Here is a 12297-nt window from a genome sequence, read left to right as displayed (position 1 = left end):
TATGTCGGCGGCCGGTCCGGCCGCGGCGCCGTGGAGGACACAGGCCGGATCGCCGGCTTCATCCACCGCAACCTGGGCGCGATCGACCGCATCGTCCCGACCTTCGACACCCACACGCCGCTGCAGATCTTCCACCAATCCTTCTGGATCGATGTCGATGGCAACCCACCAGCCCCGTTCACCCTGATCTCGGAAGACAGCCTGGTAAGCGGCGCGATGCGGCCGAGCCCGGCCGTGCTGTCGCTGCTGCCGGCCGAGGTGGCGGCAGAAGGGCTGGCCTGGATCGAGCGGCAGCTGCTGCACTATGTCCGCAGCCTGGCGCGGCAGGGGCGCAACGTCCTGATCGTGTGGCCCGACCACTGCCTGATCGGGTCCGACGGCCATGCCATGCCCGGGCTGATCCAGGAGGCCTGGCTGTTCCACGCCCTGCTGCGCAATGTGCCGACGCCGGTGATCGTCAAGGGCGAAGACCCCTGGAGCGAAAGCTATTCCGCCTTCGCCCCCGAGGTGCCCGACCGCTGGGATGGCGGCCAGCTGGTGAAGCCGCAGGACGACACGGCGCTGCTGCAATTGCTGGAGGCCGACCGGATCGTGGTCGCCGGCCAGGCCGCCAGCCACTGCGTGCGCTGGTCGGTCGACGACCTCTTGGCCCGGATGCGCGCCCTGGACCCGGCCCTGCCGCGGCGGGTCACAGTCCTGCGCGACAGCATGTCGGCCGTGGTCGGGCTGGACGCCGCAGGCCGGCCGATCCCGGAGCTGGACTTCACCGCCCAGGCCGAGGATGCCTTCGCCCGATGGGCCGATCTCGGCGTCCACATCGTCGAGTCCACCCTGCCGATGGCGGACTGGCCGCGCTGAGGGCCTAAGAGACTGTTTGGAAATGCGCTGGCGAGAGCCGGCTGGCGGTGGTTTCGAGAACCGGCGCGCAGCGGACATGATCGTCCGTGAGCACCGGAAGCGGAGAAACCGCCGTCAGACGGCCCGCCAGTAGCATTGCCAAACAAGCTCTAAGCGGCCGGCGGCGGCGCCCCGTCCCGCTGCAGGTTGCGGTATTTCGGCTTGCGTGGCGGCGGGTGATGCCAGCGCTTGTGCAGCCACAGCCACTGTTCGGGCCTAGCCCGGACCCAGGCTTCGACCCGCTGGTTGAGGGCGCGGGTCGCCGCCTCGACGTCGGCGGCGCGGTCGCCGGTGCGCGCCAGGGGCAGCGGTGCTTCGAACACCACGTCGAACCGCGCGCCGCCCCGCCGCTCGAACCGCACCGGCAGGACCTCGCAGCGGACATGATAGGCCAGCGAGACCGCGGCCGGCGAGGTCAGCGCGTCCCGGCCGAAGAAGGGCAGTTCGAGGCCACCGGTATAACGCTGGTCGACCAGCATGCCGAGCACGCCGCCATCACGCAGGATAGACAGCGCCTGCTTGGCGCCGTTGCCCTCCATGCGCTTTTCCAGCAGCCTTGTGCCGAGTGCTTCGCGGATGCGCCGCAGCCGCCCGTCGATCAGCCGGTTCTTCAGCGGCCGGTAGAAGGCGGTGAGCGACAGCCCGAGATTGGCGGCGGCGATCGGCGAGATCTCCCAATTGCCGAAATGCGCCACGGCGAAGACCACGGGCCGGCCACCCGCCCGCACCGCCTCGAGATGCTCCAGCCCGGCGACGCGAATGCGGTCCGGCGCCCGCGCCTCGCGCCGGCGCAGGGCCGCGAGGTGCGGGAATTCCGCGACGATCCGGCCGAGATTGTCCCACATGCCGATGACGATCCGGCGCCGGTCCGCCGCCGACAATTCGGGCAGCGCCAGCCGCAGATTGGCGTCGGCGCCGCGCGAAGCGCCGGTGCGCGGCCCTAGCGTGCGTGCGATCCAGCCGCCAAGGGCCGAGGCGACGCCGAGCGGCAGCAGCCGGAAGAGGCCGAACATCGCGTAGATCGGGATCGCGACCAGCAGGTCGAGCACGCGCTGATGCCGCTCCGACCGCTTCGGCCGTTGCGCCGTATCGCGGGCCGAGGAACGAGGGATCGAGAAGGTCATGGACAGCCCAGGACCGGGCGAGATCCCGATCATCGCAAACAGGAGGAATGCCTGAGCATTTGGTCGGAGCCGGCGGCCGCTCAATGAGACGTTTTGTCAGCCCCGGGCCGCCTGGTGCAACACATCGGCCACCGTGCCTTGCGGCGACAGCCCCATGACGTGATGGCTGTGCCACAGGCCGTAGAACAGCAGGCTCCAGGCGGGTTGCGGATGATCCGCCGCCTCGTCGCACAACCGGCGGACCAGGTCGGGGCTGACGAATTCGGCCAGGCCGGGCTGCCGCGGCAGCAACGCCCGCAACTCGGTCTTCCGCTCCGCCATCCAGCGCCCGACCGGGGTGTTGAAGCCCTTCTTGCGGGCCGACGCCGCCCGGTCGGGCAGCATGGCCGCCAGTTGTTCGCGCAGCAGCAGCTTGCCGCGCTTCAGCCCGACCTTGGTCCGATCGGGCAGGGAGAAGGCGAAGTCGGCCACCTTCGAATCGATGAACGGGGTGCGGCCTTCCACGCCATGGCGCATCAGGCAGCGATCCAGCTTGGCCAGCAGGGCGTTGGGCAGGGCTTCGTCGCAGTCGATCGCCTGCAGCCGCTGCAGCGGGCTGCGGCCCGCCGCCGTCTCGCGACATTCGACCGCGCCGAGGGCCGTGCGCCAGCCCTCCAGGCCCGCGATGCCGTCGAGGCCGTGAAAGATGCCGTCGGCGCGGGCGCCGCGGGAGATCCAGCGCCACGGGCGCTGGGCCCGGCGGTAACGGACATAGCCCCCGAACAGCTCATCCGCGCCCTCGCCGCACAGCATCACCTTCAGCCCGGCCGCCGCGGCCGCCTGCGCCATGCGATAGGTCGGCAGCGCCGCGGGGTCGGCGGTCGGGTCGTCGAGCGTCGCGGCGACGCTGGGCGCCATGTCCCAGAAGTCCTTCCCGGTCATCTCGACCCGCTCGCAATCGGCGCCGGCTCGCCGGGCGATGCGGATCGCCTCGCTGCTCTCATCCGACGGGTCTGCGCCGTCATAGCCGATGGTGATGGTCGGGATGGTCCGCCCGGCCGTGCGGCCGGCATAGGCGAGCAGAAGCGTGGAATCGACGCCGCCCGACAGGAACAGCCCGCACGGCACTTCCGAACTGAGATGCACGGCGACGCTGTCTTCGAGAATGCGGTCGAGCGCCGCCAGCGTGTTCGCCGGGCTGGCCACATGCCCCGCCATGACAGCCGGCAGCGCCGGCCGCCGCAGCCGCCGGACGATGCGCCCGTCCTCGACCACCAGCGTCTCGCCCGGCAGCACGCGCCGGATTGCCGGGAAGATCGTGTCCTCGCCGGTGGTGAACTTCAGCTGCATCAGCTCGGCCCTGCGGAGCGCCGTCACGCCCGCCCGCGCCAGGCCGATGCTGCGCAGTGCCTGCGGTTCGGAGGCGAAGGCGAAGGTCCCGTCGCCCTCGACATAATAGAGCGGCTTGATGCCGAACGGATCGCGGGCCAGAACGAGGCGGTGCCGCGGCCGGTCGTAGATGGCGACGGCATACATGCCGCGCAGCGCCTCGGCGAAGGCGACGCCGCGATCGGCGTAGAGATGCGCGATCGGCTCGCAATCCGACCCGGTGGCGAGACATCCCGGGGGCAGCGCCGCGCGCAGGGCCGGCGCGTTGTAGATCTCGCCATTGGCGACCAGCACGGTGCCGTCGGGGCCAAACAGCGGCTGCTGCCCATGCAGGACATCGACGATCGCGAGCCGGGTCGACACCAGCGCGACGCCGTCGGCGACAAAGCGGCCGGCGGAATCCGGGCCGCGATGGTGCAGCGCCTGTTCCAGGCCGGACAGCATCGCTGCATCCGGCACGCTGCCCGGGCGGGTCAGCAGCCCTGCGATGCCGCACATGATGCGTGTCCGATGATGAGCGGGCGGTGTTCGTGGTCGGGTACGATGCGATGCACGCATGGCAAGGCTTCCGGCACGGCCCCGGCAGGGGCCGCACCGACAGTCGGATCGGCGGTCATGGAATGGGTCCAGCAGGGGACGACGGGCGGGACCCTAGGCCCGGCGCCTCACCGCTGGTTAGTTACCGATTCGTAAGCGTGCCCCGGCGAGGCGCCGGCACCAGGCCTCAGGCCCGGCGGCGCCGACGGCCTTCGCGTTCGCCGCCGCCCTCGGACGGACGGCCGGACTGGGTCTTGATCGGCCCCAGCAGCCGTTCCACGGTCTCGACATCCGGCACCGGGCCGCGCGTGGTGCCGTTCACCGCCGCGACCATCGCCCGGATGTGCTGAGGCGTCGTGCCGCAGCAGCCGCCGATGATCCGGGCCCCGGCATCGCGGGCCAGGATGGCATAGGACGCCATGATCTCCGGCGTGCCGTCATAGACGATGGCGCCTTCGCGGTATTGCGGGATGCCGCAATTGCCCTTGGCGACGATGATGTCGTCGCCGTCGGACGCGCGCACCAGCCCGAGGATGCTGTCCAGCAGCTGGGCCGGGCCGATGCCGCAATTGGCGCCGAAGGCGCTGGGCCGGCAGGCGCAGTTGCGGCCATGGGTGATCGCCGCCTCCGGCGTCAGCCCCATCATGGTGCGGCCATTGGTGTCGAAGGTCATGGTCGAGACGATCGGCAGGCCAGCCCGCGATGCGCCTTCGATCGCCGCCTGGATCTCTTCCGCCGCGGAGATGGTCTCGATCCACAGCACGTCGACGCCGCCTTCGGCCAGCGCCTCGGCCTGCTCGGCGAAGGCGGCCACGCCCTCCTCGTAGCTGAGCACGCCGATCGGCTGGAAGATGTCGCCGGTCGGGCCCATCGAGCCGGCGACGATCACCGGCCGGTCGAACTCCTCGGCCACCGCGCGGGCGATGCGGGCGCCGGCGATGTTCAGCTCGCGCACCCGGTTCTGGGCGTTGTGCAGCGTCAGGCGCCGGGCGTTGCCGCCGAACGTGTTGGTCAGGATGATATCGGAGCCGGCCTCGGCGAAGCCGCGATGCACCACTTGCACCCGCTCCGGCTGGTCAACATTCCACAGCTCCGGGCTGTTCGCCCAGGGGCTGGAGACCGGCGACAGCCCGGTGCCCATGCCGCCATCGGCGAACAGCACCGGCCGGGCGGCGAGGAGATCGTGGAAGCGCGTGCTGGTCATGACCGGACCTTCATGGAAACCGCGGAGGAGCGCGGCAGAGCTGGAAACGCTACTGCCGGCCCGAGGGGAACTCCATCACAATATAAGCATGTCGTTATGAATCTGTATCCCACCTGCGACATTGCGAGTCGTTCGTCGCTTGCCATCGGCGGCCGCCGGGACGAGAAGCGAAGCGGTAGACTGATGCGGAGACGGGCGATGAAGGACTTTTCCCAGTTGACGGAGCGCGAGCTGCTGGCGCTGGCGATCGCGCTGGAGGAAGAGGATTCCCGGGTTTATGGCGACTTCGCCGAGGGGCTGAACGTCGATTTCCCGGCATCGGCCGCGATCTTCCGCGGCATGGGCCGGGAAGAGGATGGGCATCGCCACCGGCTGCTCGCGCTCTACAAGGACCGCTTCGGCGACCACATCCCGCTGATCAACCGCCACCATGTTCGCGGCTTCATCCGCCGGCGCCCGGTGTGGCTGACCCGGCCGCTGTCGCTCGACACCGTGCGCAAGCAGGCCGAGGCGATGGAGGTCGAGACCCGGCGCTTCTACGAACGCGCCGCCGGCCGCGCCACCGATGTCGCCGTGCGCCAGCTGCTGGGCGACCTGGCGGCGGAGGAGCGGCGGCACGAGCACATCGCCGAGCAGCTGGAGGAGAAGCACGCCCCGGCCAAGGTGCAGAAACGCGAGGGCGAGGACGAGCGGCGGCTGTTCATGCTGCAGATCGTCCAGCCGGGCCTGGCCGGGCTGATGGATGGGTCGGTCTCCACCCTGGCGCCGCTGTTCGCCGCAGCCTTCGCCACCCATGACAGCTTCGACACCTTCCTGGTCGGCCTTGCCGCCTCGATCGGCGCCGGCATCAGCATGGGCTTCGCCGAGGCGCTGTCGGACGACGGCAGCCTGACCGGGCGCGGCCGGCCGTGGCTGCGCGGCCTGGTCTGCGGCGGCATGACGGCGCTGGGCGGGCTGGGCCACACCCTGCCCTATCTGATCCCGGATTTCCGTATCGCCACCGGCATCGCGGTCGGCGTGGTGGCGGTGGAGCTGGCGGTGATCTCCTGGATTCGCCACCGCTTCATGGACACGCCGCTGCTGTCCTCCGCCTTCCAGGTGGGAGTCGGCGGCGCCCTGGTGTTCCTGACCGGGATCCTGATCGGGAGTGCGTGAGCCATATCCGGCCTATCATCGGCGCGGATTTGCATCTCACGGGCTGGCGCCCATATACTTCGTAGTTGTGAGTATTACCTCGGAGGCTGACATGGCGGACCTCCTTCCCGTCTCGATCAAGCTCGACCCCGTGCAGCGGGAAAAGCTGAAGAAGCTGGCGGAAGCGCGGGACCGCAAGCCGCACTACCTGATGCGAGAAGCCATCCAGCAATATCTCGAGCGTGAGGAAGCTCGGGAATCATTCAAGCAGGAAGCCCTCGCCTCCTGGCAGGAATACCAAGAGAACGGCCTTCACCTTACCGGGGAAGAGGTGGATCGCTGGCTTGCGACCTGGGGCACCGACGAGGAGTCGGAGGCGCCCGCTTGCCACGAATAGTCGTCACGCCAAGGGCACAGCAAGGGCTAGAACGATGCCGCCAATTTCTTATCGGGAAGAACCCGATTGCCGCTCGCCGCGCAACCGATGAAATCAGACGGCAGTTCCGGCTGCTCGCCGTGCAGCCGGAGATCGGACGGCCGGCTCCCGATGATGAGGAACACCGCGAGCTGCTGATCACCTTCGGCGATTCCGGATATGTCGCGCGGTATCGCCATCTTCAATCCGAAGACGTCGTCTTGATCCTCGCCTTCAGGCATCAGAAGGAAGCCGGCTACTAGCCGTTCAGTCGCTTGGCACGCCGCCCTCTTCCTTGCGCCGGGCGACGAAGGCGTCGAGCTCCTCGGCGATGGCCGGGTCGAGCGGCGGCGGCTCGAATTCGGCCAGGACGCGCTTGTACAGCTGGTGCGCCCGCTGGGTCGCGTCCGGCGCTCCGGCCTCCTGCCAGGCCTCGAAGTTCCGCCAGTCGGACAATAGCGGCGCGTAGAAGGCGGTCTCGTAGCGTGCCAGCGTGTGCTGGCAGCCGAAGAAATGGCCGCCGGGCCCGACCTCGCGGATCGCATCGAGGCCCAGCGTGTCGTCATCGACCACGATTGGCTTCATGAACTCGACCATGGTCTGCACCAGCTCGGCGTCGATGATCATCTTCTCGAAGCTGGCGCGCAGCCCGCCTTCGAGCCAGCCCAGGCTGTGCATGATCAGGTTGGCGTGGCCCTGTGTCGCCGCCCATAGCGACACCATGCTCTCATAGGTTGCCTGCACGTCGACCGCGTTCGAGGCGTTGGTGTTGGAGGAGCGGTAGGGCAGGTTGTAGCGCCGGGCCAGTTGGCCGCCGGCGATCGCCGCCTTGGCGTATTCCGGCGTGCCGAAGGCCGGCGCGCCCGACTTCATGTCGACATTCGAGGTGAAGCCGCCATACATCACCGGCGCACCGGGCTTGATAATCTGGATCAGGGCGATGGTCGCCAGCGCCTCGGCATTCTGCTGCGCCAGGGCGCCCGCCAGCGTCGCCGGTGCCATCGCGCCGGCCAGGGTGAAGGGGGTGACGGCGACGATCTGGCCGGCCTGCGCCATCTCGATCAGGCCTTCGATCATCGGCCCGTCGAGCCGCAGCGGCGACGAGGTGTTGACCACGGTGAACAGGCTGGGCTCGCGCTGCAGCTGGTCCCGCGTGATGCCCCGGCCGATCCGGGCGATCTCGATGCCGTCCAGCATCCGGATCCGGCCCAGCGCATAGGCGTGGAACGGCTTGTCGGACAGGGTGACGAAGGCCCGCAGGGCATCGAGATGCCGGGTTGAGGGATGCAGGTCCACCGGTTCGACGGGGTAGCCGCCGAAGACGTGCATCACATTCAGCGCCTGGCCCAGGCGCAGCAGGTTGCAATAGTCGCGATAATTGCCGACCCGCCGCCCGCCCTCGATATCAGACACGTTCGGGGCCGACCCGACCGAGGCGAAGACGATGGAACGGCCGCCGATCTGCACGCTCCGCTCCGGATTGCGGGCGTGGAAGGTGTAAGCGGACGGTGCCTTGGCCACGGCGTCCAGCACCAGTCCGCGGTCGAACCGGACGCGGCGGCTGCCCGGCGTGGTGGCGGCCCCGGCCCGGCGCAGGATCTCGATCGCCTCGTCATGCAGGAAATCCATCCCGATTTCCTCGAGGATGGTCAGCGACGTCTCGTGGATCCGCTCGATCTGCTCGGGGCGCAGGATCTCGACCGGCGGCAGCGGATTCTCGACCAGTTGCCAGGGCAGCTGGGCGAGCCCACCCGCGCCTTCGCGGCGACGGCGGGGAGTGGTGCGGCTGCGGCTCATCCTGACCTCGTTGCGACGTTGCGGTGGAACCCTGACACGGTCAAGCGGCGCGGCGCTGCTCGGATTCGCCGTGCATGGGCCTCCGCGCGACATGTAACTCTGGGCACTACCTTTGCCGCAATCCTGCTGTAGGATGCGAAGCGGTCTCAAGAGAGATGCGTTATTCCATGGAGGGTTATATGGCCCGTCAGCTGGAGCCCGGAGATCCCATTCTCCCGTTTATGGCCCCGACGGCGCAGCGCCAGGATTTCCGTTTCGATACGGTGGCCGGACGCTACATCGTGCTCAGCTTTTTTGGTTCCGCGGCCGACCCGGAGGCGGCAAAGATGCTATCGGCGATCGCCGCCGATATCGGCCCGTTCAATGACGGCCACGCCTCCTTCTTCGGCGTCACCAATGATCGCCAGGATGTCGAGCAGCAGCGGCTGCCCGAGCGCGTTCCCGGCCTGCGCCACTTCCATGATCTCGACAGCAAGATCGCGGCCGCCTACGGCGCCGACCAGCACCGCGTCAGCTACGTGCTGTCCCCCGGGCTGCGCGTGCTGGGCCGGTTCCCGTTGCAGGACGGCGCCGAGCACATCAAGGCGCTGGTCGATTTCGTCAGCCGGCTGCCGCCCCTGACCCTGCTGGGCACCGGGGTGCCGGGCGCGCCGGTGCTGACCGTGCCGCATTTGTTCGAGCCGGAGTTCTGCCGCCGCCTGATCGACTACTACAACAAGGTCGGCGGTGAGGAGAGCGGCTTCATGCAGTCGCTGCCGGACGGCCGCACGGTCGGCGCGGTCGACTATTCGCACAAGCGCCGCAAGGACGCGACGATCGAGGATGACGAGCTGCGCGTGGCCATGAAGGCGCGCATCGAGCGGCGGCTGGTGCCCGAGATCAAGAAGGTGTTCCAGTTCAACGCGACGCGGATCGAGCGCTACATCGTCGCCTGCTACGACGCCGGCGAGGGCGGCTATTTCCGGGCGCATCGCGACAACACCACCAAGGGCACCGCGCATCGCCGGTTCGCCGTCACCATCAACCTGAACGCCGACGAGTTCGAGGGCGGCGAGCTGCGCTTCCCGGAATACGACCGGCACAGCTTCCGGGCACCGACCGGCGGCGCCGTGGTGTTCTCCTGCTCGCTGCTGCATGAGGCGCTGCCGGTGACCAAGGGCACGCGCTATTGCACCCTGCCCTTCCTGTATGACGAAGAGGGCGCCAAGATCCGCGAGCAGAACCTGGCCTATTTCGCGGACGAGAACCTGCGCGGCCAGCTGGAGCGCAACCTGCTGGGCAAGGAAGCGCAGCAGGCGGGCTGACCCGGACCGGGATCGGCGGCTTCCGCTGCCGATCCCGCTATCCCCACTGGGCCATGCCCCGTGCGCGGGTGTGGCAATACAGGGCCGACGCCTGCGCATGGCTGCGCCCTGGATTGCGGCGAGCCCGTGCCGCTAGCCTCTGCGCATCGCCACGACGCCGCGTTCCGGAGAAGGCAGATGCCGCGCCTCGACACCCTGATGACCGACGATCTCCGCGCCTTCCGGCGCCAGGCGGGGGAGCGGCATGCCGCCTTCCGGGCCCGCGGCCTGAAGCTGGACAGCACTCGCGGCAAGCCGTCGGGTCCGCAGCTCGACCTGTCGAATGCCCTGCTCGACATGCTCGGCGGCGACGATTTCCGGTCCGCGGATGGCGGCGACTGCCGCAATTATCTCGGCGATGTCCGTGGCCTGCCCGAGGCCCGGGCGCTGTTCGCCCCGGTGCTGGGCGCCCCGGCGGAGCAGGTGCTGGTCGGCGGCAATTCCAGCCTGACGCTGATGCACGACCTGATTGTGTTCGCCCTGCTGCACGGCGTGCCGGGCGGCGACGCCTCCTGGTCTGCCCAGGCGCCGGTCACCTTCCTGTGCCCCGTCCCCGGCTACGATCGGCATTTCGGCATCTGCGAGGGCTTCGGCATCCGCATGATCCCGGTGCCGCTGACCGGGCACGGGCCGGACATGGATGTCGTGGAGCGGCTGGCGGCCGAGGATCCGTCGGTCAAGGGCATCTGGTGCGTGCCGAAATACAGCAACCCGACGGGCGAGACCTATTCCGACGAGACGGTGGAGCGGCTGGCGGCGATGCCCACGGCCGCCCCGGATTTCCGGCTGTTCTGGGACAACGCCTATGTCGTCCACCACCTGGCCGACGAGCCGCACCGGCTGGCGAACATCCTGGAGGCCTGCGCCCGCCACGGCCACCCCGACCGGGCCTTCATCTTCGGCTCGACCTCGAAGGTCACCTTCGCCGGCGCCGGCCTGTCGCTTTTCGCCGGCTCCACCGCGAACCTCGACTGGGCCCGCAAGCATCTCGGCCGCCAGTCGATCGGCCCGGACAAGCTGAACCAGCTGCGCCATGTCAGGCGGTTGCGCGTCGAGGCCGGCCTCGCCGCGCGGATGGGGCGGCATCGCCCGATCCTGGTGCCGAAGTTCCAGCGCGTGCAGGCGGTCTTCGCCGAGCATCTCGGCGGCACCGGCGTCGCCCGCTGGACCGAGCCGGAGGGCGGCTATTTCATCAGCCTGGATGTCCGGGACCGGACGGCGCGGCGGGTGGTGACCCTGTCGCAGGAGGCCGGCGTGGCCATGGTCGCGCCGGGCGCGACCTTCCCGTATGGCCGCGACCCGAACGACCGCAACATCCGCATCGCGCCGACCTTCCCGCCCCTGGAGGAGGTCGGTCTGGCCGCAGAAGGCGTGGCGCTGTCGGTGCTGGTCGCGGCCAGCGAGGCGATCCTGGCGGAGCGCGAGGCGGGCGGCGGCCACTGAAGAGGATCGGGCTGCGACGGAACGGGGCGCCTCATCCGTGGGGATAGGGTTTGCCCCGTGCTTTTGCCCCGCCCAGCCTATCGCTTCGCCAGCCTATCGCCACGAAGGACGACAGATGCCCTACCGTTCCCTGCTCCGGATCGCAGCCCTGGTCCTTGCCCTGGCTGGGGCTGCCCTGGCCGGGGCGGCGACCGCGCATGCACAGACGGCCGACGCCCAGGCCACCAATGCCCAGGCCCCCAATACACAGGCCCCCAATACGCAGGCCGACGACCCGCAGGCGCTGGCGGCCAAGGGTGCCGAGCTGCTGAAGGCCGGCCAGCCCGCCGATGCCTACAAGGCCTTCAACAGCGCCGCGATCGCGGCCTGGCTGCAATCGCCGATGGGCTTCCACCGGGCGCTGCTGGTGGCCGATCCGGCGAAAAGCTACGGCGCCTTCACCGAACGCGAGACCGACGTGTTCGACGGCAAGACGCCGCTGCGCTTCTATGCCGAGCCGACCGGCTTCGGCTGGACCAAGACGGGCGACATCTACAGCATCGACCTGACGATCGACTTCTCGCTCAAAGCCGCCTCCGGCCAGGATCTCGGCAGCCAGAAGGACTTCCAGACCTTCAAGATCGAGGGCCGCGACCGGGTGCGCGAGATGTTCATGAACCTGACCCTGACCCTGAACGACGCCCCCGACGGCGCCTATATCGCCACATTCACCGTCAACGACAAGGCGACGGGCAAGAGCGGATCGTTCGACGTGCCCTTCGAGATCAAGAAGAGCTGAGAGACCGTTTGTAAACGCACCTGGTGCGGCCGCCTGACGGCGGTGTCTCCGCTTCCGGCCGGGTAGAATCGACGCGTTGCCTCTCCCGCTCGCGGGAGAGGTCGGAGGCGCGAAGCGGCTCCGGGTGAGGGTTCTTCGTCGAGGCCGGACCAGCCCTCACCCGGTCTCGCTGCGCGAGCCCGACCTCTCCCGCAAGCGGGAGAGGCAAGCAAAGTCCGCCTCAGGAACGTTGTTTGTCGGCGTCGATCATCCGCTGC

11 protein-coding genes are annotated in these 12297 nt (G+C 69.1%); 7 read left to right on the top strand and 4 right to left on the bottom strand.

What is annotated here, in order from left to right; genetic code table 11:
* Positions 1 to 858 (top strand): cysteine hydrolase family protein (locus AC3XYG_RS16655; protein WP_489140969.1); only part of this gene is annotated, 858 nt, incomplete at its 5' end.
* A 149-nt stretch (positions 859 to 1007) separates the two neighbouring features.
* On the opposite strand, the gene AC3XYG_RS16650 is transcribed toward AC3XYG_RS16655, so the two are convergent.
* From AC3XYG_RS16650 to bmt, 3 genes are all read right to left on the bottom strand, one after another.
* On the bottom strand, positions 1008 to 2021 hold the full coding sequence (locus tag AC3XYG_RS16650; protein WP_489140968.1) for a lysophospholipid acyltransferase family protein: 1014 nt from the start codon (positions 2019 to 2021) through the stop codon (positions 1008 to 1010).
* Between the two features lie 96 nt (positions 2022 to 2117).
* Complete coding sequence (gene asnB, locus AC3XYG_RS16645) at positions 2118 to 3887, bottom strand: asparagine synthase (glutamine-hydrolyzing) (protein WP_489140967.1); 1770 nt, start codon at positions 3885 to 3887, stop codon at positions 2118 to 2120.
* 226 nt (positions 3888 to 4113) lie between these two features.
* Positions 4114 to 5130, bottom strand: coding sequence for a betaine--homocysteine S-methyltransferase (bmt, locus tag AC3XYG_RS16640; RefSeq protein WP_489140966.1), 1017 nt, complete (start codon positions 5128 to 5130; stop codon positions 4114 to 4116).
* Positions 5131 to 5328: 198 nt separating this feature from the next.
* On the opposite strand from bmt, the gene mbfA reads away from it, so the two are divergent.
* From mbfA to AC3XYG_RS16625, 3 genes are all read left to right on the top strand, one after another.
* Positions 5329 to 6285 carry an iron exporter MbfA gene (gene mbfA, locus AC3XYG_RS16635; RefSeq protein WP_489140965.1) on the top strand — a complete coding sequence of 319 codons (957 nt, stop codon included), beginning with the start codon at positions 5329 to 5331 and terminating at the stop codon, positions 6283 to 6285.
* A 91-nt stretch (positions 6286 to 6376) separates the two neighbouring features.
* Complete coding sequence (locus AC3XYG_RS16630) at positions 6377 to 6661, top strand: CopG family ribbon-helix-helix protein (RefSeq protein ID WP_489140964.1); 285 nt, start codon at positions 6377 to 6379, stop codon at positions 6659 to 6661.
* Positions 6649 to 6942 (top strand): type II toxin-antitoxin system RelE/ParE family toxin, encoded by a 294-nt coding sequence (locus tag AC3XYG_RS16625; RefSeq protein WP_489140963.1) that lies wholly within the window; start codon positions 6649 to 6651, stop codon positions 6940 to 6942. The genes AC3XYG_RS16630 and AC3XYG_RS16625 overlap by 13 nt, the downstream gene beginning before the upstream one ends.
* Positions 6943 to 6946: 4 nt before the next feature.
* Here AC3XYG_RS16625 and AC3XYG_RS16620 read toward each other — a convergent pair whose 3' ends face one another.
* Entirely contained in the window at positions 6947 to 8476 is a 1530-nt protein-coding gene (locus AC3XYG_RS16620; protein ID WP_489140962.1) for a trimethylamine methyltransferase family protein, read from the bottom strand.
* Between the two features lie 74 nt (positions 8477 to 8550).
* Between AC3XYG_RS16620 and AC3XYG_RS16615 the strand changes: the two genes are divergently transcribed.
* The 3 genes from AC3XYG_RS16615 to AC3XYG_RS16605 all read left to right on the top strand — a co-directional run bounded on the left by AC3XYG_RS16615 (position 8551) and on the right by AC3XYG_RS16605 (position 12040).
* Entirely contained in the window at positions 8551 to 9780 is a 1230-nt protein-coding gene (locus AC3XYG_RS16615; RefSeq protein ID WP_489140961.1) for a 2OG-Fe(II) oxygenase, read from the top strand.
* Positions 9781 to 9957: 177 nt separating this feature from the next.
* Positions 9958 to 11262 carry an aspartate aminotransferase type Ic gene (locus AC3XYG_RS16610; protein ID WP_489140960.1) on the top strand — a complete coding sequence of 435 codons (1305 nt, stop codon included), beginning with the start codon at positions 9958 to 9960 and terminating at the stop codon, positions 11260 to 11262.
* Positions 11263 to 11377: 115 nt separating this feature from the next.
* A complete protein-coding gene (locus AC3XYG_RS16605) occupies positions 11378 to 12040 on the top strand; it encodes a hypothetical protein (protein WP_489140959.1) in 663 nt (220 codons plus the stop codon).
* Positions 12041 to 12297: the final 257 nt, after the last annotated feature.

Source organism: Inquilinus sp. (genome assembly GCF_057815775.1).
This window is presented reverse-complemented; position numbering and strand designations above follow the sequence as displayed.